This window comes from Streptomyces sp. NPDC039430 (genome assembly GCF_055639435.1).
In genome coordinates, this window is sequence record NZ_JBVKAK010000006.1 from 408908 (window position 1) to 430272 (window position 21365).

Sequence of the window (21365 nt, forward strand, 5' to 3'; positions counted from 1 at the left end):
AGCCAGTCCGCCGGTCAGTCCGTCAGTCCGGCCAGACTCCGTTCTCCAGGAAGCGGTCGAGCGTCTCCGTGTACGGCGCGATGTCCAGTCCCTGTCCGGCCAGCCAGGCGTCCGAGTAGTACTTGTCGAGGTAGCGGTCGCCCGGATCGCAGAGGAGCGTGACCACACTCCCCTTGCGCCCCTCGGCCACCATCTCCGCGACGATCTTCAGCGCGCTCCACAGTCCGGTGCCGGTGGAACCGCCCGCCTTGCGTCCGATGGCCCGCTCCAGGGCGCGCACGGCGGCCACACTCGCCGCGTCGGGCACCTTCATCATCCGGTCGATGGCGCCGGGCACGAAGCTCGGTTCCATCCGTGGCCGGCCGATGCCCTCGATCCGCGAGCCGCGCTCGCTGCACGCCTGTGCGTCGTGCCGGGTCCAGCCGTCGAAGAAACAGGAGTTCTCCGGGTCGGGGACACAGATCCGGGTGTCGAACTGCATGTAGTGGACGTAGCGCGCGATGGTCGCGGAGGTGCCGCCGGTGCCGGCCGTGGCGACGATCCACGCGGGCACCGGATAGCGCTCAAGCCTCAGCTGCTGGTAGATCGATTCGGCGATGTTGTTGTTGCCGCGCCAGTCGGTGGCGCGCTCGGCGTAGGTGAACTGGTCCATGTAGTGGCCGCCGGTCCTGGCCGCCAACTGGGCCGATTCCTCGTACAGTTTCCGCGAGTCGTCCACGAAGTGGCAGCGCCCGCCGTGGAATTCGATGAGCCTGCACTTCTCCGCGCTGGTGGTACGCGGCATCACGGCGATGAACGGCACCCCGATCAGCTTCGCGAAGTACGCCTCGGACACGGCCGTCGAGCCGCTGGACGCCTCGATCACCGGTGCGCCGGGCCTGATCCACCCGTTGCACAGCCCGTAGAGGAAGAGCGAGCGGGCGAGCCGGTGCTTGAGACTGCCGGTCGGATGGGTCGACTCGTCCTTCAGATACAGATCGATTCCCCACCGCTCGGGCAGCGGGAAGAGCAACAGGTGTGTGTCGGCGGAGCGGTTGGCGTCTGCCTGGACCTTCCGTACGGCTTCTTTGAGCCATGCACGGTAGGCGGGATCGCTACGGTCCACGTCGACGGTCGCCATCGCCCGGCCGTCCGTGGGCGTCATCATCCTGTCCGTGGCCGCCGCCGTCCCGTCCGTGGCCGCCGCCGTCCGGTCCGTACCGGATCCGTCTCGTCCAGTCATGCGCGCCGTTCCTCGTCCCTCGAACCGGCCCCCGTCCCCTAACGGTACCGCCACCACCTGCGCAAACATTGACTTTGGGCAGCCATAGGAATCGCTTCTGGACCCCGCCGGAAACGCGCTCTGGTGCCTGCCCGCATACTTGTGCACACTGCCTTGAGGGGACTCTTGAGGGGACTTGAGGGGAACGGGCACGGGGAACGGTACGGAGGGGGCTGAAGAGCTATGGCTGAGCCGGAGTTCAGCGCGCGCGGGGTACGGATCGAGCGGTGGCCCCGCTCACTCACCAGGGCGGGCCAGGTCCTGATCCAGGACGGCAGGCTGGCCCTGCTGACCAGCTACGGCCGGGTGATCGACAGCGCGCCCCTGCGGGCCGTGCGTACGGCCAAGCCGTGGTTCGCGGGCAGCGGCAGTACGGTCGCCACCCTGAACGGGATCCGCTACCGGCTGACCATGGGCCAGCGTGGCCGGAGGCCCGACGCGACGGCGCTCGCCGGGCGCTTCATGGACACCGTCAGCAGGGCGAGCCACACCAAGACCTGAGCCGTCGGGCGCGCCGCGCCGACCCCGCCCGAAACATGTCCGGAATTCTTCCGGAATTAGCCGGAAACCTGCCACGAACGGCGGTCCGGTCTGCCCGAGTTGCGAAGCCGAGCCCCTGGGTTCACTCTGATCTCACATCACTCAGGGTTAACCGGCGGTGACGTTGTGATCCAGCCCCGCCGGGCGGGATCAGCAACGCGCCAGTTGCTGGATCCGATCTTCGTCTTCTTCCGGACCTCTTTTCGGGGAGTCGTGGCCGTGATCAGCCAGCCCAGCAGGCACTGCACGGTGGAGCTCCACGCCCTGCCGTCGCGGATCGGACAGGTCCGCAGAATAATCTCGGCGCAATTGCGCTATTGGCATCTCGATCCCTTGATCGACTACGCGGCGCTCGGTGTCACCGAGCTGCTCACCAACGTGCACCGGCACGCACAGCCGGACAAACGGTGCACGGTCGATATCGAGCTTCTGCTCGAACGGCTCATGGTCTCGGTCAGCGACCACGATCCGCGCCTCCCCACGGTCCGCGACGCGAGTCTTTTCGATACCGGCGGCCGCGGTCTCGCCCTGATCGCGGCGGTGAGCGAGAGCTGGGGCATACGGGCCCGGGGGGACACGGGGAAGAGCATATGGTTCACCCTCACCGCACCGCCCGCGGCGCTCGCCCTGCCCCTGCGCCCGGTGTACGGCGCGACGACGGACGGGCCCTTTCCCGGCGCCGAGTTCGGCGCCATGGCCAGGGAGCACGGGCACGCCTCGGCCAGGTCGGCCGTGATCAGCTGACCCGGACAACACCGCCGGCGGCGTTCCGGCGAAAGCACCGCTCCCCGGACCGCGGGCAGCGCTCCCCGAACCGAAAGCACCGCCTCCCGAACCGAAGGCAGCGCCTCCCGAACCACCCGAACGGCCTCCGGTCAGGGGGCCAGCGCGCCGAGCGGATCGTCCAGCACCGGCTGCCACGCCACCTCGGCCGCGCCCACCAGGCTGTTGTGGTCCAGGGTGCAGGGCAGGATGGGTACGCCACCACTGCGGCCCCACAGGCTGCGGTCCGCGACGACGGCGCGCAGCCGTTCCGGGTCGGCGTCGAGCAGTTCCCGGTGGAGGCCGCCCAGGATGATGCGGTCGGGGTTGAGGATATTGACCAGCCCCGCGAGCCCGAGCCCGAGACGGTCGATCAGTTCCTCGGTGGCTCGTCGTACGGCGGGATCCGCGTGCTCCGTGCGGAGCAGGTCGCGAGCCTGCTGGAGCAGCGAGACCTCGGGGCCGGGGGCGCGGCCGGCCGCGGTGAGGAAGGCGAGCGGGTCGGCCTCGACATCGAGACATCCCTTGCTGCCGCAGTAGCAGGGGCGGCCCTCCGGGTTGACCGTGAGATGGCCGACTTCCAGGGCGAGGCCCGCGCTGCCGGTGTGCAGCCTGCCGTCGAGCACCAACGCGCCGCCGACCCCCCGGTGTCCGGTGGCGACGCAGAGCAGATGCTGGGCGCCGCGTCCCGCGCCGTGCCGGTGCTCGGCGAGCGCGGCGAGGTTGACGTCGTTGCCGGTGAACGCCGGGCCCTCGATGCCCGCCGCCCGTACCCGCTCGGCGAAGATCTCCCGCACCGGCGCCCCGGCGGGCCAGGCGAGATGCAGGGGGTTGAGCGCCGTGCCCTCCGGCTCGGCGACGGCCGACGGTACGGCGAGGCCCGCGCCGACGCAGCGCAGCCCGGTGGTCCGCAGCAGCCCCGCCCCGGCCTCGACGACCTCCCCGAGGATCTGCGCCGGATCCGCGGTGACCGTACCGCGCACGGGAGCGGTGGCGACGATCCGGCCACCGAGCCCGACCAACGCGGCCCGGAAGCCGTCCGCGTGGACCTGTGCGGCGAGCGCGACGGGCCCCTTGTCGTCGACGGACAGCCGGTGCGAGGGCCTGCCCTGGGAACCGGCGCCGGCGCCGGGACGCGAGTCGACCCGGATCAGGCCGAGGGCCTCCAGCTCCGCGGCGACCGCGCCCGCGGTGGCGCGGGTGACCCCCAGCTCCGCGGTCAGCACCGCGCGGGTGGGCGCACGGCCGGTGTGCACCAGTTCCAGTGCCGGACCGAGTGCGCCGCGGCCTCTCTCCAGCCTCGTCCGGGCGGTCGTCCCCTTGCCGTTCATGGGGGCGAGTCTCCCATGATCCGCGACCGACGCGGACGGCCCGTCGGGCGCTGCCCGATGGCTCACGGAACGCCGCCGACGGCTTGTGGGGACGGGCCACGGCCTCTACTCTCGTTTTGTGCCGCAAATGAACAAAGTGGGGACGGCCCTCTTGGGAGGACCCGCCGGAGAACCCGGCTCCCGGTCCTCGCTCTCCCGCCTCCGCATCGCGCTGACCGTGTTCTTCGCCCTCGACGGTTTCATGTTCGCCGGCTGGGTGGTCCGTATCCCGGCCATCAAGGAGCAGACCGGGGCCTCGGCGAGCGCCCTCGGACTCGCACTGCTCGGCGTCTCCGCGGGCGCCGTCGTGACGATGGTGTTCACCGGCCGGCTGTGCCGTCGCTTCGGCAGCCATCCGGTGACGGTGGTGTGCACCGTACTGCTCTCGCTGAGTATCGTGCTGCCGCCGCAGACGCACTCGGCCCTGACGCTCGGGCTGGTGCTGCTGGTCTTCGGCGCCGCGTACGGCGGGCTGAACGTCGCGATGAACAGCGCGGCCGTCGATCTCGTGGCCGCCCTGCGGCGCCCGGTCATCTCCAGCTTCCACGCCGCGTTCAGCCTCGGCGGCATGATCGGGGCGGGGCTGGGCGGGCTGGTCGCGGGCGGCCTCTCCCCCGCCGTCCATCTCTCGCTCCTGACCGGCGTCGGTCTGCTCGTCACCGCCGTCACCGGCCCCGCGCTGCTCCGGCACCCCGCGCCCGTCCCGGAGGGAACGGAGCGCGAGGCGAAGGGGACCACGAAGGGGACGGCGGCGGTACCGCGGCGGCTCGACGGACGCACCCGGCGCCTGGTCCTCCTCTTCGGTGTGATCGCCCTGTGCACGGCCTACGGCGAGGGCGCGATGGCCGACTGGAGCGCGCTCCATCTCACCCAGGACCTGGACGCCACCCCCGGTCTGGCGGCGGCCGGTTACTCGCTCTTCGCCCTGGCCATGACGGCGGGACGACTGTCCGGTACGGCCCTGCTGGAGCGCCTCGGCCAGACCCGGGCCCTGGTCGCGGGCGGCGTCACGGCCGCGCTCGGCATGCTGGTCGGCGCCCTCGCGCCCACCGCCTGGGCGGCTCTGGCCGGCTTCGCCGTGGCCGGTCTCGGCCTCGCCAATATCTTCCCCGTGGCCATCGGCCGCGCCGGGGCGCTGGCGGGGCCCGGCGGGGTCGCCGCCGCCTCGACGCTGGGGTACGGCGGGATGCTGCTGGGGCCGCCCGCGATCGGTTTCCTTGCCGACTGGTTCACGCTGCCTCTCGCGCTGACCACGGTGGCCCTGCTGGCGGGCGCCGCCGCGCTCATCGGCTACTCCGCGCGGAACGCGTCGGCGGACCCCGCGGAGTCCCCGCGACGGGCCGAGTCCGCGCGACCGACGGAGTCCGCGCGACCGACGGGGTCCGCGCACCGGCCTGAGTGGGCACGCCCCACGGATGAGTAGCCGTACTCAGGCACATCCGTTCGGACCGAACCACCCTGGAGGGACCACCACTTCAGGGGAGAGACAGCAATGAACTCAGGACGGCTGACCGGACTCGCGCGGCTGACCTTCGGCAATCGCGCGTCGCAGATCTATCTCGGCCTGGTCGCCGCGGCGACGGTATTCGTCGCGGTCGACACCCTTCTCGTACAGCACCAGGACGCCTCGTTCGCCGGGGTGTGGCTGTTCTTCCTCGCCGCGCCGACCATCTTCGCGTTCTTCGTGGGCGGCGGGCTGCTGGGCGACGCGGTCGCGGAGTCCGCCGGATTCCTCTATCCCGCGCTGGTGCTCTCGGTACTCATCCAGGCGGCGGCGATCGGGGCGTTCATACGGCTGCTCCGTCACACGCAGGGGTCGGCGCATCCCCACGGGGTCTGACCGGTCCAACTGGCACAATGCGGGGCGTGGAGACCGCTGAACACCTCATCTGCCTTGCCCGCGACGGCCGTTCGCTGGCCGACGCGGCCGCCGAGGCCGGTACGGACGCGCCGGTGCCGACGTGTCCCGAGTGGCGGATCCGCGATCTGCTGCGGCACACGGGCACCGTCCACCGCTGGGCGACGGGCTTCGTGACGAACGGGCGGCTCACCCCCGGCCGCCCCGACGCCGAGCCGGATCTCGACGGGGACGCGCTCGTCGAGTGGTACCGGGAAGCACACGCTCTGCTGGTCGCGGCGCTGACCGAAGCGCCCGCCGGACTGGCCTGCTGGACCTTCCTGCCCGCGCCCTCACCGCTCGCGTTCTGGGCCCGGCGGCAGGCGCACGAGACAGCGGTCCACCGCGTGGACGCGCACTCCGCGCTCGGGTCCGTCCGGCACACGGCGGCCCCGCCGGTGGGTTCCGGCCTGGCGGCGGACGGCATCGGCGAACTGCTCACCGGCTTCCACGGCCGCGAGCGGAGCCGGGTGCGGTCCGACGCACCGCGGGTACTGCGCGTACGGACGACGGACACGGACGACGTCTGGACGGTACGGATCTCCGCCGGTCCTCCGCGTACCGAACGCACCGCTGAGGGCCCCGCGGACTGCGAACTGGCCGGTCCCGCCGAGCGGCTCTATCTGACGCTCTGGAACCGGCTGCCGCTGGACGCCGTCACCCTCACCGGCGATCCGCAAACCGCCAGGCTCTGGCGCGAGACGTCCGCCGTCTGACCGCGCCCCTTCCCCGGGTGGCGCCTTGCCCCGGGCCATGGGCGAGGCCAGACTCGGGCCATGGGGAAACGGATCGCGGGGACCACGCGCGGCGACGCCGAACGGGACGCCGTCACGGTCGAGATCGGCTTCGCCGTGCTGACGGGCGCGCTCGCGGCGGCGCTGGTGTACGGCGTCATCGCGGCACCAGCGTGGTACTTCGACCTGCCCGACGCGCTCCGGAGCGTCGCCGCCGTCGCCGCGTGTCTCGCGTTCGCGGCGCGCGTCGTCCGGGTCCTGTGGCGCTTCCCGCGCCCCGGTCGGGGCCCGACGGGACGGCTCCGGGGGCAACTCCCGGGACGGCGACCGGACACGCTCGCCGGTCAACCGAGCCAGCCGGGCCGTACCAGCCCCGACTCATAGGCGAGGACGACCAGCTGGGCCCGGTCGCGGGCGCCCAGCTTCACCATCGTCCTGCTGACATGCGTCTTGGCTGTGAGCGGGCTGACGACCAGCCTGCGGGCGATCTCCTCGTTGGAGAGTCCGATCCCGACCAGGGCCATCACCTCCCGCTCCCGCTCGGTGAGTACCGCCAGTTCCGCGAGGCCCGTCGGCGCCTTGGAGCGGGACGCGAACTCCGCGATGAGCCGGCGGGTGACCCCGGGGGACAGCAGCGCGTCCCCCTCCACCACCGCCCGCACCGCGCGCAGCAGTTCCTCCGGTTCGGTGTCCTTGACGAGAAAGCCGGAGGCGCCGGAGCGGATCGCCTCGAAGACGTACTCGTCGAGTTCGAAGGTGGTGAGCATGACCACCTTCACCTGGTCGAGCCGGCCGTCCTCGGTGATCCCGCGGGTCGCGGCGAGCCCGTCGAGCAGCGGCATCCGGATGTCCATCAGCACCACGTCGGGGCTCAGTTCACGCACCCGGCGCAGCGCCTCCTCGCCGTCCGCCGCCTCGCCCGCGACCTCGATGTCCGGCTGGGCGGCGAGCAGCGCGCGGAAGCCGGCGCGTACGAGCGACTGGTCGTCGGCGAGCAGTACACGGATCACGGTGTCTCCTTGGCGTTCAGGCCCGGCTCAGGCCCTGGGTGTTCAGGCCCAGCTGAGGCCGGTGTTCAGGCCCTGCTCAGGCCTTGGGTGTGCGAGCTCCGCCCGGGTCCCGGGTGTTCCGGGCCGGACCAGGCGTGTTCGGGGCGCTTCCGGACTCCGGGCGTTCAGTCCCCGGGGCGCAGCGGGAGCGTGGCCCGTACGCGGAAACCGCCGTCCGGACGCGGACCGGCCTCGATCGTGCCACCGAGCGCGGCGGCCCGCTCGCGCATACCGACCAGACCGTTGCCGCCGCCGCCCGTGTCGCCGCCGGTGGCCGGACCCGCGTCGTCTATCCGCAGCTCCAGCAGCTCGGGCGCGTAGCCGAGGCCGATCTCGGCCGTACGGGACCCGGAGTGGCGCACCACGTTGGTCAACGCCTCCTGGATGATCCGGAAGGCGGCCAGATCGATGCCGGGCGGCAGCGCCGCCCGTTCCCCGTCCCGTCGGATGCCGACGGCCAGTCCGGCGCTCGCGGCCTGTTCGACCAGTTCGGGCAGCCGGTCGAGGCCCGGGGCGGGGGCGCGCGGGGCGTCGCCGGGCGTTCTGAGGGTGTCGAGGACCTGCCGTACCTCGCCGAGTGCCTCCTTGCTCGCCGCCTTGATCGTGGTGAGCGCGGTGCGGGCCTGCTCGGGATCGGAGTCGAGCAGGGCGAGCCCCACGCCCGCCTGGACGTTGATGACCGAGATGGAGTGGGCCAGTACGTCGTGCAGCTCGCGGGCGATCCGCAGCCGCTCCTCGTTCTCCCGCCGCTTCTTCGCCACCGCGCGCTCGGCGCCCTCCCTGGCCCACTGCTCGCGGCGCACCCGGACGAGTTCTGAGGCCGCGCAGAGGGCGAGCACGAAGGCCGCGATGACCAGTTGTTCTCCCCATGGCGCGGGCCTGTCGTGGGCCGGGGGCAGCCAGCGGTAGAGCCAGTGCACGATCAGCAGATGACCCGCCCAGAGCGTGCCGACCGCCCACCAGGCCGCCTGCCGGTGACCCATGACGATCGCGGCGAAGCAGGCGAGCGCGACGGTGACGAGGACGGGTCCGTACGGATAGCCGGCGGCGAAGTACGCGAGCGCGGTCGCCCAGACCCCGAAGACAACGACGACGGGGTGCTTCCGGCGGAACAGCAGCAGCGCGGGACCGGCGAGCAGCAGCAGCCGCGCGTAGCTGTCCAGGGGCTGCCGGTCGGGCTGGTCGGCGGCGGCGAAGGCGGTCCCCACCAGTACGAAGACGGCCAGGAAGAGGGTGGACGGCCAGGGCAGCCGGCCTCTTCTCCCGCCGGGGCGGCGGCCGGGACGGCGGCCCCCGGGCAGCCGGGACGGCGGTCCGTCCTGTCCCCGGGCAGGCCCGACGTACGGCCGACCGCCGCCGTACGGCCCGAGGCCGCGCACCCAGGGAGGGCCGCCGCGCCGGCAGTGGGGGCCGTAGGCGCCCCGGCTCCCTTCCCTCCACCGGTCCCGGCGGCTGTGCTGCTCTTCCATGGCGGTCACGCTAGACCCGTGGCGCGTTCCGGTCGTCAGCCGGGCGGGGTGACGCCCCGTACTCCCGGAGGAGTAGAGGAGGTACGAGTCGCCCCGGCGCACCGGCCCGTCAGGGCGTCAGGGTGTACGGGGGCGGTCCACCAGCCCGACCTCGTGCGCGATGCGCCGAGCGGCGTGGGCGAACAGTTCGCCGCGGACCTCGACCAGGCCGTTGAACTGGCCGAAGACCTCGAAGGAGATCAGTCCGAAGAGCTGGGCCCAGGCCGCGACGACCGCGGCCATCACCTCCGGGGGAAGGCCCGGCGCCAGTTGGGCCGCGAGCCGCCGGGCCTCCGGACGCAGATCTTCCGGTAGCGGCGGAAGCGCGATGCCGTCCGCGCGGTGGGCGTCGGCGGCGACGGAGATCAGCGCCAGCCCGACCCGGGACGCGGGCTCGATCGTCAGCTGGGGCGCCTGATAGCCGGGCACGGGCGATCCGTAGATCAGCGCGTACTCATGGGGATGGGCCAGGGCCCAGGCACGTACCGCCACGCAGACGGCGGTCCAGCGCCCGGGGGGACCGGCGGGGCCGGCGGCGGCGAGGGCCCGTTCGGCGGCCGAGCCGACCGCGTCGTAGGCGTCGATGATCAGCGCGGTCAGCAGCTCGTCGCGGCTGGGGAAGTACCGGTAGAGGGCGGACGAGACCATGCCCAGTTCGCGGGCGACGGCGCGCAGCGAGAGCTTCGCCGCGCCCTCGGCCGCGAGCTGTCTGCGCGCCTCGTCCTTGATGGCCGCCGTGACTTCGGTGCGGGCCCGTTCCCTGGCTCCCCGGATGGTCGTCATTCGGAGCAGTGTAATGCGTTCGGAGCACCGACCAAAAGAGAGAGCACTGCTCTTGCTTTAGGGCGCCGCCGGATGCACACTGCTCTCAAGCGAGAGCAGTGCTCTCGCAACGCATCAACGCTCTCCCCGCCCCACCCTCATCTCACACCCCGGAGATTCGCCGTGTCGCAGCAGCCGCACTACCTCAAGGCCAGCCCGTTCACCGTCCGGATGAACGGCTTCATCGGCCGGCTCGCCCGGCACGGCGTGAGCCTCCTCGGCTCGGCCGAACTGTCCGTACGCGGTCGCACGAGCGGCCGGATTCAGCGCATCCCCGTCAACCCGCACGCCTACGGGGGCGATCAGTACCTGGTCTCCGCCCGCGGCCACTCGCAGTGGGTACGCAATATGCGCGCCGCGGGCGCCGGTGAACTGCGCGTCGGCCGCAAGGTCAGGTCGTTCACCGCGACGGAGATCCCCGACAGCGAGAAGCTCCCGATCCTGCGTTCCTATCTGGAGCGCTGGGGCTGGGAGGTCAACCAGTACTTCCAGGGAGTCACCGCGAAGTCCTCCGACGCGGAGATCATCGCGGCGGCCCCCGACCACCCGGTCTTCCTGATCACGACGGATTCCTGATCACGACGGCCCCCGGCCCGGACGCCCAGGACACGGACACGTCCGCCCCCAGGCCATACGCCCCGGTCCGGCCGCCCCGGTCCGGCCGCTCAGGGCCGGCCGCCCCGGGCCGGCCGCTCAGGAAACGTCGCTCACTCCCGGGCGCCCGCCTCCGGCGCACCCGTCACTCCCGCCGCACCGGGCTCCGGCGTCCCGCCGTCCGGCGTCCCGGTCCCCGTCTGCGGCTGCCTGCGGTCCAGCAGATCCAGCGCGCGGCGGGCCAGCGGATGGGTCCGTACGGCACCGGCCAGTGTCGTCGAACCGCGGGTGATGTCCGCGAACATGTTCCATGCCGGGCGCAGCCCCGTGATCGCCGCGTGCAGCAGTCCCGGCCTGCGCTCGAAGATGGCCAGCATCCGCCGGCCGACGCCCATCTCCACGCCGAGCCCGGCCTTGATGGCGAACGCGTAGTTCAGCGCCTGGCGGCGGGCGTCCACGGCGTCGTGCGACTCCGAGATCCGTACCGCCCACTCCCCCGCGAGCCGCCCGGAGCGCAGGGCGAAGGAAATCCCCTCCCTGGTCCACGGTTCGAGGAGCCCCGCCGCGTCCCCGCAGACCAGCACCCGGCCGCGCGACAGCGGTGAGTCCTCGCTACGGCACCGGGTCAGATGTCCGGACGAGACCGCCGGTTCGAAGCCGGCGAGCCCGAGCCGGGCGATGAAGTCCTCCAGATAGCGCTTGGTGGCGGCGCCCTCGCCGCGCGCCGAGATCACGCCGACGGTGAGCGTGTCGCCCTTCGGGAACACCCAGCCGTAACTCCCGGGCAGCGGGCCCCAGTCGATGAGCACCCGCCCGGCCCAGTCCTCGGCGACCGTCGGCGGTACCGGGATCTCGGCCTCAAGCCCCAGATCCACCTGGTCCAGCTTCACCCCGACATGGGCGCCTATCCGGCTGGCACTGCCGTCCGCGCCGACCACGGCCCGCGCCAGCAGCGTCTCGCCGTCCGACAGGACGACGGCGACCGTACGGCGGTCGGGCACGGCCGGGCCGTGCTGCTCGACGCGCGAGACCGTCACGCCGGTGCGGAGCACCGCGCCCGCCTTCTGCGCGTGCTCCACCAGACTCGCGTCGAACTCCGGGCGGTTGATGAGCCCGAAGAGCATGCGCTTGGAGCGGCGCGTACGGGCGAGCTTGCCGTTCAGGGAGAAGGTCACCGCGTGCACGCGGTCCCGGAACGGCAACTCGAAGCCCGGCGGCAGCGCGTCGCGCGAGGGCCCGATGATCCCGCCCCCACAGGTCTTGTAGCGGGGCAACTCGGCTTTCTCCACCAGCAGCACCTGACGGCCCGCGACCGCCGCCGCGTATGCCGCGGAGGCCCCCGCCGGCCCTGCGCCGACCACGACGACATCCCACACCCGCTCGTCGTGCTCGCTTCCGGCGTCTGCGTTCTCGCTGCTCACGATGTGCTTCTGCTCCTGATCCGACCGGTGGCCCCTGCTGTCGAACGGCATCCTACGGCGCTGGCTCGGTGAACCCGCTGTGGGAGGATCGGCAGAGACTTCGACGTAACACCCGACTGAGACAACGTCGTACCCACCAGGAGCGTGCCCATGACCGCGAATCCGATCGCCGAGACCGTAGCGTCGCTGATGCCCCGTGCCCGTACGGAGCTCGCGGAGCTGGTGTCCTTCAGGTCGGTGGCGGATCCCGCGGTGTTCCCCAGGAGCGAGTGCGAGGCCGCCGCGCGCTGGGTCGCCGACGCGCTGCGTACGGAGGGGTTCCAGGAGGTCTCGGTCCTCGACACCCCTGACGGCACCCAGTCCGTCCACGGCCTGCTGGCGGGCCCCGAGGGCGCGCCCACGGTGCTGCTCTACGCCCACTACGACGTGCAGCCGCCCCTGGACGAGGACGCCTGGGTGACACCGCCCTTCGAGCTTACCGAGCGCGACGGCCGCTGGTACGGACGCGGGGCGGCCGACTGCAAGGGCGGCTTCCTGATGCATCTGCTGGCCCTGCGCGCGCTCAAGGCGAACGGCGGGGTGCCGGTCAACGTCAAGGTGATCGTGGAGGGTTCGGAGGAGCAGGGCACCGGCGGTCTCGAACGGTACGCGGAGGCCCACCCGGAGCTGCTGGCCGCCGACGCCGTCGTCGTCGGCGACACCGGTAATTTCCGGCTGGGCCTGCCGACGGTCACGGCCACACTGCGCGGCATGACGATGGTCCGGGTCTCCGTCGACACCCTCGAAGGCAACCTGCACTCGGGCCAGTTCGGCGGGGCCGCGCCCGACGCGCTCGCCGCCCTCATCAGGGTCCTCGACTCCCTGCGCGCCGAGGACGGCTCCACCACCGTGGAAGGGCTGCCCTCGGACGCCGTCTGGGACGGACTGGCCTACGACGAGGCCGACTTCCGCGAGGACGCCAAGGTGCTCGACGGTGTCGGTCTGATCGGCGAGGGCACGGTCTCCGACCGGATCTGGGCCCGCCCGGCCGTGACCGTACTGGGCATCGACTGCCCGCCCGTGGTGGGCGCCACCCCGTCGATCCAGGCGAGCGCGCGGGCGACGGTCAGCCTGCGGGTGCCGCCGGGCCAGGACGCCGCCGAGGCGACCGGACTGCTGATCTCCCACATCGAGAAGCACACGCCGTGGGGCGCGCGGGTCGCGGTGGAACAGGTCGGCCAGGGGCAGCCGTTCCGCGCGGACACCTCCAGCCCCGCGTACACCGCGATGGCCGACGCGATGCGCGTGGCGTACCCCGGCCAGGAGATGCAGACTTCTGGAATGGGCGGCTCCATCCCGCTCTGCAACACACTGGCCGAGCTGTATCCGCACGCGGAGATCCTGCTGATCGGGCTGAGCGAGCCGGAGGCGCAGATCCACGCGGTGAACGAGAGCGTCTCCCCCGAAGAGCTGGAACGCCTGTCGGTCTCCGAGGCCCTGTTCCTGGTCAACTACGCGCGGTCCAAGCGGGCCTGACGACGCTTGAGGGGACCGGCGCCGGCCGGGGCCGCCCCGGAGTGGCCCCCGGAACGGCCGCCGCGCCGCTCCGGAGCTGCCCTCGGGTCCGCTCCGGAGCGGACCCGAGGGCCTCTGGGGGCGCCGTCAGCCCACGGGGATCCCGTCCTCCAGGTTGAGTACGGTCCCGCGCTCCCTGGCCCGCAGAGCCCAGCGCAGCCGTGCGTAACGGGCGGGCGGCAGCAGCCGTCCGGCCTCCTCCTCGCCGACGAAACGCCAGCCCCGCAGCTCGGGCCCCGGCAGCAGCAGTTGTCCGGCGAGGTGCGCGGGGAGCAGACCGCCGTCGAAGAGCAGCCGCAGGCCGCCGTACCCCGGCGGCCTCGGCGGCTCCCAGTCGACGACCAGCAGTCGGGGCACCTCGGTGAGTTCTATGCCGATCTCCTCGGCGACCTCACGTATCCCGGCGCGGGCGGGCGCCTCACCGGCCTCCACCACTCCGCCGGGGAACTCCCAGCCGGGCTTGTACGTGGGATCGACGAGGAGGACCCGGTCCTGCTCGTCGAAGAGCAGGACGCCCGCCGCGACGGTCTCGGCGGTCGGCTCGGGCGTCTGCACGATCTCGCAGAGGCCCGCCGTGCCGGTCCGTACCGCCTCCGCGAGACAGACGGCGGTCTCGCGGGCCGTGAGACCGGAGTTGTCGATCACGAGGGCGTCGCCGGTGAGCCAGCCGAGCGCCGCGTGGTAGGGCTCGATGTACGCGTCACCCCCGCGCCGGACGCGCTCGCCCACTCCGTGCCCGCCCGCCCCGTGCCCGCCCGGGTCGTCCGCGCGAGACCCGCCCGACTCGCGGGCCCCATGGGCCTCCTGGGCCTCACGGGCCGCGATCCTGCCACGCAGGATCGTTTCATCTGTTGTCAGCAACACGTGCCGTACGGGGATACGACGCGAGGCGAGTCCGCCGAAGATCTCGTCCCGGTACTCCTGGCGCAGCAGCGTCATCGGCACGACGAGCGCCCCGCCCACCTCGGCCAGCAGCGCGGCCGCCGTGTCGACCACCAGGCGGCGCCAGATCGGCAGGTCCTGGAAGTCGGTCACCTCGGCGAGCCGCTTCTGCGGCAGCAGCTCCGCCAGCGTCCCGCCGATCAGCTCGGGTTCGTACAGAGTGCAGTTCGGGATCAGGTCGATCAGTTCGCGTGCGGTGCTGGACTTGCCCGCTCCGAACGCACCGTTGATCCAGACGATCACGGTTCCCCCTCTTCCGTAGCCCTCAGTGGACTGCCCGCAACACCCTGCCCCGGAAACCCCCGGGCAGACCGGGGAGCCCGCACCGGCCGACCGGTCGTGTCCGAGCTGTGTCCGGATCGAGGTCGTGCCGAGGCCCCGTGGGCGTCTTCTGTACGGACCGATGTCGCCGCCGGGCCGTAACACAACCCCGAGGCACGTCGTTGAGAGCTCGACACAGCAAGGGGGTCATCGATGCGCCGGACGGTGCTGGAGAAGTTTCCCGCGGGAGGACCGCGCGGCAGTTGGCCCGCGGAGGAGTTCGCGCGGGCACGGCGGGACGAGGGCACACCGGCCGAGGTCGTGATGGATCTCGACTCGGACGTGTTCCTCGTCGTCGTACCGCACCAGGCGACCGACACGGGCTCCTGCGGCGTCAAGTGACGCGTACGCGCCGGAGAACCGGCATGACCGGAGCACCGCCCGCGCCCGCACCGCCCGCGCACGCCCCGCCGCCCACGCGCGATCCGTCGGTGTCCGCTCCGTCACCGCGCGCCGCGCTCGCGCGCGCACCGCTGCCGCGCGCCCGGCGGTCCGCGCTGACACTCGCGCTCGCGGGCCTCGCCGTGTCGCTGTCCGCCACCCCCGCGGCGGCCGACAGCAGCGCCTGCACCCACCACTTCTCCGGACCGCAGGTCTGCATCAGGCTGGAAGGGCAGGGCGGCCGGAACGCGGTCACCGCGATCTGGACCAATCCGCCGAGGGAGGTCACCTCGCGCACCGTGTCCCTGTTCCGGGACGGACAGCTCGTCGATACGGCGACGGCCACGCGTTCCGGCAAAGCGCTGACGCACGGCTGGCCCGCCGAGGACACGGGCTCCGACACCGAGTTGTGTGTGAAGTTCCGCGGCAGCCAGCGCATGGCCTGCCAGACGACTCGCTAAGTGCTCCCCGGGAGCCCGGCGTTCAGCCGCCGACCGCGGCGGCCGTCCCGTCGCGTCCGCCGACCGCGGCGGCGGCCGCCGCCGCGCCCACCAGACCCGCGTCCCGGCCGGTCAGCGCCGGGGCGATCTTGATGCCCTGGACGAAGGAGAGCGAGGCGTAGTCCTGGAGCGAGCGGCGCAGCGGCGCGAAGAGCACCTCTCCCGCGTTCGCCACTCCGCCGCCGATGACCGCGATACGGATCTCGACCAGTGTGGCGGTCGCGGCGATGCCGGCGGCCAGTGCCTGGGCGGCCCGCTCGAAGGAGGCGATCGCCACCGGATGCCCGGCCCGTGCCGAGGCGGCCACCGCGGCGGCGGAGGTGTCACCGTCGGGTCCCGGCTCCCAGCCGCCCTCCAGCGCCCTGCGGGCGATATTGGGGCCGCTGGCGATGCGTTCCACACAGCCCCGGCCGCCGCAGGGGCAGAGATCGCCGTCCAGCTCCACACTGATGTGGCCGATGTGACCGGAGTTGCCGGTGGGACCCGGGTGGAGTTTCCCGTTCAGGACGAGCCCACCGCCGACCCCGGTGGAGACGACCATGCACAGCGCGTTGTCATAGCCGCGGGCGGCGCCCTGCCAGTGTTCCGCCGCGGTGATGGCGACACCGTCTCCGACGAGTGTCACCGGCAGCCCGCCGGTGATCAGCCGCACCCGTTCCACCAGGGGAAAGCCGCGCCAGCCCGCGACGTTCACCGGGCTGACCGTGCCGGCCGAGGCGTCCACGGGGCCGGCGCTGCCGATACCCATCGCCGTGGCCGACGCCCAGAGCGGGGACGCGGACACCTCGGCCAGGACCTCCTCGACGGCGCGCATCACCGTCTCGCCGTCCTCCCGCGCGGGTGTGGGCCGTTGTGCCCGTACGAGGATCCTGCCGTTGCCGTCCACCAGCGCGCCGGCGATCTTGGTGCCGCCGATGTCGAGTGAGGCAACGGGGTCGGTATGCATCGGTGTGGGATCTCCCGGCGATGAGGTATCCCCGCGTAGACCGGGGATGGACGGAACAGCGGCTTCGATGAACAGTCTCCATTCCCCTGACAACGTTGTCCAGGGCCTATGCTCGACGCCACAGCCGTAGCAGGCAAACCCACGGCAAAGCGACCGGCGAATGAACGCCGGAACACCGACGGAACGACGACAGGACAGCGCACTGTGGCCGACAACACCCGCCGCCCCGAGCCCCGTTACGGCAACAGGCCCACGATGAAGGATGTGGCCGCGCGTGCCGGAGTAGGACTCAAGACGGTCTCCCGGGTGGTCAACGGGGAGCCGGGTGTCACACCGGACACCGAGCGCCGGGTCCAGGAGTCCATCGACGCGCTGGGATTCCGCCGCAACGACTCGGCGCGCGTGCTGCGCAAGGGGCGTACCGCCAGCATCGGCCTCGTCCTGGAGGATCTCGCGGACCCGTTCTACGGGCCGCTGAACCGCGCCGTGGAGGAGGTCGCCCGCGCCCATGGCGCGCTGCTGATCAACGGATCGAGCGCCGAGGACCCGGACCGCGAGCAGGAACTGGTGCTGGCCCTGTGCGCGCGCCGGGTGGACGGGCTGATCGTGATCCCCGCCGGGCACGACCACCGCTATCTGGAGCCGGAGATCAAGGCCGGGGTCGCGACGGTCTTCGTGGACCGGCCGGCGGGGCGGATCGACGCGGACGCCGTGCTGTCCGACAGCTTCGGCGGTGCCCGCTCGGGCGTCGCCCATCTGATCGCACACGGCCATCGCCGGATCGGTTTCATCGGCGACCAGCCCCGTATCCACACGGCGAGCGAACGGCTGCGCGGCTATCGCACGGCGATGGCGGACGCGGGGCTGGCGATACACGACGACTGGGTCTCGCTCGGCACGACCGCCCCGAAGCGGGTGCACGACGCCGTCGTCGCGATGCTCGCGGGGCCCGAGCCGGTCACCGCGATCTTCACGGGCAACAACCGCGTGACGGTGACGGTGGTACGGGTACTGGCCGCGCACGACCGCCCGGTCGCCCTGGTCGGTTTCGACGACATCGAGCTCGCCGATCTGCTGAACCCGGGCGTCACGGTCATCGCGCAGGACGCGGCGACCCTCGGCCGTACGGCGGCGGAGCGGCTCTTCCACCGGCTCGACGGGGCGGCCGACGCCCCCTCACAGGTGGTGCTGCCGACGCGGCTGATCGCTCGCGGTTCGGGCGAGATCCCGCCGCAGGCGGAGTAGCGGCGGAGTAGCGGGAGGCGAGGACACGGCTCGTCGCCGCTCCCCCTTCCCCTGCGGGCGCGGGAGCGGGAGCGGCGCTGACGGCCCGGCGAGCGTGATGACGACGGCCCGGCCGGACAGCGTCTAGGGAGCGGTGACCGTCAGGTCCGCGCGGCGTGGGATCGCGAAGGTCTCCAGATCGGCGCGGGTCAGACCGGTGAGCCCGGTGACCTCGTCGCTGTCGAGGGCGCCGCAGTCGAGTCCGCGCAGCAGGTAGCCGCTGAGCGCCTTGGCGGTGGCGGGTTCGTCCATCACGGCGCCGCCCGCCCTGGCGGCATAGGCGGCCAGCCGGGCCGCGGCCTGCTCCAGGCCCTCGCGGTAGAAGGCGTACACGGCGGCGTAGCGGGTCGGCAGATGGCCGGGGTGCATGTCCCAGCCCTGGTAGTAGGCGCGGGCGAGCGCGCGCCGTGTGAGGCCGTAGTGCAGCCGCCATGCCTCGTGGACCTGTGCGGTGGGCCCGACCGGCAGGACGTTGGTGGAGCCGTCGCAGACCCGTACGCCCGTGCCGGCGGCGGCGACCTGCATGACGGCCTTGGCGTGGTCGGCGGCCGGGTGGTCGCTCGACTGGTACGCGGCGCTGACCCCGACGCAGGCGCTGTAGTCGAAGGTTCCGTAGTGCAGCCCGGTGGCCCGGCCGCCGGCCGCGTCGATCATCCGGGCCACGGTGGCGGTGCCGTCCGCGGCGAGGATCGACTGACTGGTCTCGATCTGGATCTCGAACCCGATCCGGCCCGGTTCCAGGCCGCGCGCCTTCTCGAACTCCCCGGCCAGCCGCGCCATCGCGGCGGCCTGCTCGGCGTAGGTGACCTTGGGGAGTGTCAGGACCAGCCCCTCGGGAAGGCCGCCCGCCTCCATGAGTCCGCTCAGGAAGATGTCGAGTGTCCTGATCGCCCGGTCGCGTACGGCGGCTTCCAGGCACTTCATCCGGATGCCCATGTACGGGGCGGCGGTGCCGTTCCGGTACGCCTCGTGGACGAGCCGGGCGGCGCGGGCGGCGTCCTCGTCCTCCTCGTGGCCGGGGCGGGGGCCGTAGCCGTCCTCGAAGTCGACGCGCAGGTCCTCGACGGGTTCACGGCTCAGCTTGTCCCGTACGCGCTCGTACACGGGTTCCGCCAGTTCGCCGGAGAGACCGAGCACGCGCGCGAGCGCGGCCGCGTCGGGGGCGTGTTCGTCGAGGGCGGCGAGCGCCTGGTCGCCCCAGGAGCGGATGGTGTCCGCGGCGAAGGCGTCGCCGGGTACGTAGACGGTGTGGACGGGCTGGCGGGTGCCCGGGTCGCCTGGGTAGCGGCGGGCAAGCTCCGCGTCGACCGACGCGAGGGAGACGCCGACGGCCGCGCCGACCGCGTCCGGGAGACTCGTGGCCACCTTCTCCTGCTGCCCCATTCCCACACCCTCCAATTTTCCGCTCTGCGGAATCAACAATCCGTTGAATGAAGTTAATCGGCGGGCTCGCGCCGCGTCAACGACGCGGGGCCGCGCGGTGATGGTCACCACGCGGCCCCGGGCCCGTACAACGCCGGCGGATCAGCCCTTGCGGATCTTGATCTCGTCGGTGAGCTGCGGGACGACCTCGAAGAGGTCGCCGACGACGCCGTAGTCGACGAGGTCGAAGATCGGCGCCTCGGAGTCCTTGTTGATCGCCACGATCGTCTTCGAGGTCTGCATACCGGCGCGGTGCTGGATGGCGCCGGAGATGCCGGAGGCGATGTACAGCTGCGGGGAGACCGACTTGCCGGTCTGGCCGACCTGGCTGGAGTGCGGGTACCAGCCGGCGTCGACGGCGGCGCGGGAGGCGCCGACGGCCGCGCCGAGCGAGTCGGCGAGCGCCTCGATGACCGCGAAGTTCTCGGCTCCGTTGACGCCTCGGCCGCCGGAGACGACGATCGCGGCCTCGGTCAGCTCCGGGCGTCCCGTCGACTCACGCGGGGTGCGGGAGACGACCTTCGTACCGGTGGCCTTCTCGGAGAAGGAGACCGTCAGCGCCTCGACGGCGCCCGCGGCCGGAGCGGCCTCGACCGGGGCCGAGTTGGGCTTGACGGTGATGACGGGCGTGCCCTTGGAGACCCGGGTCCTGGTGCTGAACGCGGCGGCGAACACGGACTGCGTCGCCACCGGACCCTCCTCCCCGGCCTCCAGGTCGACGGCGTCGGTGATGATCCCGGAGCCGGTGCGGACCGCGAGGCGCGCGGCGATCTCCTTGGCCTCGGCGGAGGACGGGAGCAGCACGGCGGCCGGCGAGACGGCCTCGTAGGCGGCCTGGAGCGCGTCGACCTTCGGGACGACGAGATAGTCGGCGAACTCGGCGGCGTCGGCGGTGAGCACCTTCACCGCGCCGTGCTCGGCGAGCGCGGGGGCGGTGCTCTCGGCGCCGGGGCCGAGCGCGACGGCGACGGGCTCGCCGAGCCGGCGGGCCAGCGTCAGCAGTTCCAGGGTGGGCTTGCGGACGGCACCGTCCACGTGGTCGACATAGACGAGAACTTCAGCCATGGGACTTCTTCTCTCCTGCTTGCGAAAGATAGCGGGGGCGGGCGGCGAGTGGGGCGCGGACGGGGGCCGGACGAGCTTCCGGCCCGCGAGACCGTGTCAGACGAATTTCCGCTCCGCGAGGAAGGCGGCGAGCTGCTTGCCGCCCTCGCCCTCGTCCTTGACGATCGTGCCCGCCGTACGGGCCGGGCGCTCCGTCGCCGAGTCGACCGCGGTCCAGGCGCCTTCGAGACCGACCTCGTCCGCGTCGATCTCCAGGTCTTCCAGGTCCCAGGACTGCACCGGCTTCTTCTTCGCGGCCATGATGCCCTTGAAGGACGGGTAGCGTGCCTCGCCCGACTGGTCCGTCACCGACACGACCGCCGGCAGGGACGCCTCCAGCTGCTCGCTCGCGGTGTCGCCGTCCCGGCGGCCCTTGACGAGTCCGTCCGCCACCGAGACCTCGGAGAGCAGCGTGACCTGCGGAACGCCGAGCCGCTCGGCGAGGATCGCGGGCAGGACGCCCATCGTGCCGTCGGTGGAGGCCATACCGCAGATGACCAGGTCGTAGCCGGTCTTCTCGATGGCCTTGGCCAGCACCAGGGACGTGCCCATGACGTCCGTGCCGTGCAGGTCGTCGTCCTCGACGTGGACGGCCTTGTCGGCGCCCATGGAGAGCGCCTTGCGCAGCGCGTCCTTGGCGTCCTCGGGGCCGACGGTCAGTACGGTGATCTCGGCGTCGCCGTCCCCGTCGAAGTCCCCGGCGATCTGCAGGGCCTGCTCGACCGCGTACTCGTCGAGCTCCGACAGCAGACCGTCCACGTCGTCCCGGTCGACGGTCAGGTCATCGGCGAAGTGCCGGTCGCCGGTGGCGTCGGGCACGTACTTCACACAGACAACGATCCTCAAGCTCACGCCGGCTCTCCTACTGCATCGTCATTTCTGGGCTGCCTTGTTGCACGCAGCATAGGCGCCTTATCGGGCGGTTTCCGGTCGGGGAGACCGGCGCACCGGAG

Annotated in this window: 22 protein-coding genes; 11 read left to right on the forward strand and 11 right to left on the reverse strand. The window is 72.3% G+C overall.

Annotation, left to right across the window (positions count from 1 at the left end):
• Positions 1 to 22 precede the first annotated feature (22 nt).
• A complete protein-coding gene (gene cds1, locus ACZ7LS_RS18330) occupies positions 23 to 1147 on the reverse strand; it encodes an L-cysteine desulfhydrase Cds1 (RefSeq protein ID WP_382516824.1) in 1125 nt (374 codons plus the stop codon).
• A 297-nt stretch (positions 1148 to 1444) separates the two neighbouring features.
• Here cds1 and ACZ7LS_RS18335 point away from each other — a divergent pair, with 297 nt between their 5' ends.
• The gene (locus tag ACZ7LS_RS18335; RefSeq protein ID WP_129768277.1) at positions 1445 to 1762 is read left to right on the forward strand and encodes a hypothetical protein; all 318 of its coding nucleotides are present in this window, start codon (positions 1445 to 1447) and stop codon (positions 1760 to 1762) included.
• Between the two features lie 258 nt (positions 1763 to 2020).
• Complete coding sequence (locus ACZ7LS_RS18340) at positions 2021 to 2545, forward strand: ATP-binding protein (protein WP_385135450.1); 525 nt, start codon at positions 2021 to 2023, stop codon at positions 2543 to 2545.
• Between the two features lie 131 nt (positions 2546 to 2676).
• Here the strand turns inward: ACZ7LS_RS18340 and ACZ7LS_RS18345 are convergent, their stop codons facing one another.
• Positions 2677 to 3894, reverse strand: coding sequence for an ROK family protein (locus ACZ7LS_RS18345; RefSeq protein ID WP_382515510.1), 1218 nt, complete (start codon positions 3892 to 3894; stop codon positions 2677 to 2679).
• A gap of 118 nt (positions 3895 to 4012) precedes the next feature.
• Between ACZ7LS_RS18345 and ACZ7LS_RS18350 the strand changes: the two genes are divergently transcribed.
• From ACZ7LS_RS18350 to ACZ7LS_RS18365, 4 genes are all read left to right on the forward strand, one after another.
• Positions 4013 to 5356: an MFS transporter gene (locus tag ACZ7LS_RS18350; protein WP_385135449.1), complete on the forward strand. Its 1344-nt coding sequence runs from the start codon at positions 4013 to 4015 to the stop codon at positions 5354 to 5356.
• A 69-nt stretch (positions 5357 to 5425) separates the two neighbouring features.
• Positions 5426 to 5773 (forward strand): SCO4225 family membrane protein, encoded by a 348-nt coding sequence (locus ACZ7LS_RS18355; RefSeq protein ID WP_385135446.1) that lies wholly within the window; start codon positions 5426 to 5428, stop codon positions 5771 to 5773.
• 26 nt (positions 5774 to 5799) lie between these two features.
• Entirely contained in the window at positions 5800 to 6546 is a 747-nt protein-coding gene (locus tag ACZ7LS_RS18360; RefSeq protein WP_385135443.1) for a maleylpyruvate isomerase family mycothiol-dependent enzyme, read from the forward strand.
• A gap of 60 nt (positions 6547 to 6606) precedes the next feature.
• Positions 6607 to 6948 (forward strand): DUF6332 family protein, encoded by a 342-nt coding sequence (locus ACZ7LS_RS18365; RefSeq protein ID WP_385135442.1) that lies wholly within the window; start codon positions 6607 to 6609, stop codon positions 6946 to 6948.
• Here the strand turns inward: ACZ7LS_RS18365 and ACZ7LS_RS18370 are convergent.
• The 3 genes from ACZ7LS_RS18370 to ACZ7LS_RS18380 form a co-directional block, all read right to left on the reverse strand.
• Positions 6909 to 7574 (reverse strand): response regulator transcription factor, encoded by a 666-nt coding sequence (locus tag ACZ7LS_RS18370; protein WP_129768271.1) that lies wholly within the window; start codon positions 7572 to 7574, stop codon positions 6909 to 6911. The two genes, ACZ7LS_RS18365 and ACZ7LS_RS18370, sit on opposite strands and share 40 nt — an antisense overlap.
• A gap of 164 nt (positions 7575 to 7738) precedes the next feature.
• Positions 7739 to 9082 (reverse strand): sensor histidine kinase, encoded by a 1344-nt coding sequence (locus tag ACZ7LS_RS18375; protein ID WP_382671283.1) that lies wholly within the window; start codon positions 9080 to 9082, stop codon positions 7739 to 7741.
• Between the two features lie 117 nt (positions 9083 to 9199).
• Positions 9200 to 9904: a TetR/AcrR family transcriptional regulator gene (locus ACZ7LS_RS18380; RefSeq protein WP_385135437.1), complete on the reverse strand. Its 705-nt coding sequence runs from the start codon at positions 9902 to 9904 to the stop codon at positions 9200 to 9202.
• 162 nt (positions 9905 to 10066) lie between these two features.
• On the opposite strand from ACZ7LS_RS18380, the gene ACZ7LS_RS18385 reads away from it, so the two are divergent.
• Entirely contained in the window at positions 10067 to 10519 is a 453-nt protein-coding gene (locus ACZ7LS_RS18385; RefSeq protein WP_385135434.1) for a nitroreductase/quinone reductase family protein, read from the forward strand.
• Between the two features lie 131 nt (positions 10520 to 10650).
• On the opposite strand, the gene ACZ7LS_RS18390 is transcribed toward ACZ7LS_RS18385, so the two are convergent.
• Positions 10651 to 11958 carry a geranylgeranyl reductase family protein gene (locus ACZ7LS_RS18390; protein ID WP_385135431.1) on the reverse strand — a complete coding sequence of 436 codons (1308 nt, stop codon included), beginning with the start codon at positions 11956 to 11958 and terminating at the stop codon, positions 10651 to 10653.
• A gap of 150 nt (positions 11959 to 12108) precedes the next feature.
• On the opposite strand from ACZ7LS_RS18390, the gene ACZ7LS_RS18395 reads away from it, so the two are divergent.
• Positions 12109 to 13473 carry a dipeptidase gene (locus tag ACZ7LS_RS18395; protein WP_382877079.1) on the forward strand — a complete coding sequence of 455 codons (1365 nt, stop codon included), beginning with the start codon at positions 12109 to 12111 and terminating at the stop codon, positions 13471 to 13473.
• A gap of 126 nt (positions 13474 to 13599) precedes the next feature.
• On the opposite strand, the gene ACZ7LS_RS18400 is transcribed toward ACZ7LS_RS18395, so the two are convergent.
• Positions 13600 to 14697 carry an NUDIX hydrolase gene (locus ACZ7LS_RS18400; protein ID WP_382515483.1) on the reverse strand — a complete coding sequence of 366 codons (1098 nt, stop codon included), beginning with the start codon at positions 14695 to 14697 and terminating at the stop codon, positions 13600 to 13602.
• Positions 14698 to 14928: 231 nt separating this feature from the next.
• On the opposite strand from ACZ7LS_RS18400, the gene ACZ7LS_RS18405 reads away from it, so the two are divergent.
• Positions 14929 to 15117, forward strand: coding sequence for a hypothetical protein (locus ACZ7LS_RS18405; RefSeq protein WP_382515480.1), 189 nt, complete (start codon positions 14929 to 14931; stop codon positions 15115 to 15117).
• Between the two features lie 23 nt (positions 15118 to 15140).
• Positions 15141 to 15617: a hypothetical protein gene (locus ACZ7LS_RS18410; protein WP_385135426.1), complete on the forward strand. Its 477-nt coding sequence runs from the start codon at positions 15141 to 15143 to the stop codon at positions 15615 to 15617.
• 22 nt (positions 15618 to 15639) lie between these two features.
• On the opposite strand, the gene ACZ7LS_RS18415 is transcribed toward ACZ7LS_RS18410, so the two are convergent.
• Positions 15640 to 16602, reverse strand: coding sequence for an ROK family protein (locus ACZ7LS_RS18415; RefSeq protein WP_382515475.1), 963 nt, complete (start codon positions 16600 to 16602; stop codon positions 15640 to 15642).
• A 255-nt stretch (positions 16603 to 16857) separates the two neighbouring features.
• Here ACZ7LS_RS18415 and ACZ7LS_RS18420 point away from each other — a divergent pair, with 255 nt between their 5' ends.
• The gene (locus ACZ7LS_RS18420; RefSeq protein ID WP_385135514.1) at positions 16858 to 17847 is read left to right on the forward strand and encodes a LacI family DNA-binding transcriptional regulator; all 990 of its coding nucleotides are present in this window, start codon (positions 16858 to 16860) and stop codon (positions 17845 to 17847) included.
• A 123-nt stretch (positions 17848 to 17970) separates the two neighbouring features.
• Here ACZ7LS_RS18420 and ACZ7LS_RS18425 read toward each other — a convergent pair whose 3' ends face one another.
• The 3 genes from ACZ7LS_RS18425 to ACZ7LS_RS18435 form a co-directional block, all read right to left on the reverse strand.
• Positions 17971 to 19269 (reverse strand): DUF6986 family protein, encoded by a 1299-nt coding sequence (locus ACZ7LS_RS18425; protein ID WP_382515472.1) that lies wholly within the window; start codon positions 19267 to 19269, stop codon positions 17971 to 17973.
• A 141-nt stretch (positions 19270 to 19410) separates the two neighbouring features.
• A complete protein-coding gene (locus ACZ7LS_RS18430; protein ID WP_382515469.1) occupies positions 19411 to 20373 on the reverse strand; it encodes an electron transfer flavoprotein subunit alpha/FixB family protein in 963 nt (320 codons plus the stop codon).
• 96 nt (positions 20374 to 20469) lie between these two features.
• Positions 20470 to 21264: an electron transfer flavoprotein subunit beta/FixA family protein gene (locus tag ACZ7LS_RS18435; protein ID WP_382515467.1), complete on the reverse strand. Its 795-nt coding sequence runs from the start codon at positions 21262 to 21264 to the stop codon at positions 20470 to 20472.
• Positions 21265 to 21365 lie beyond the last annotated feature (101 nt).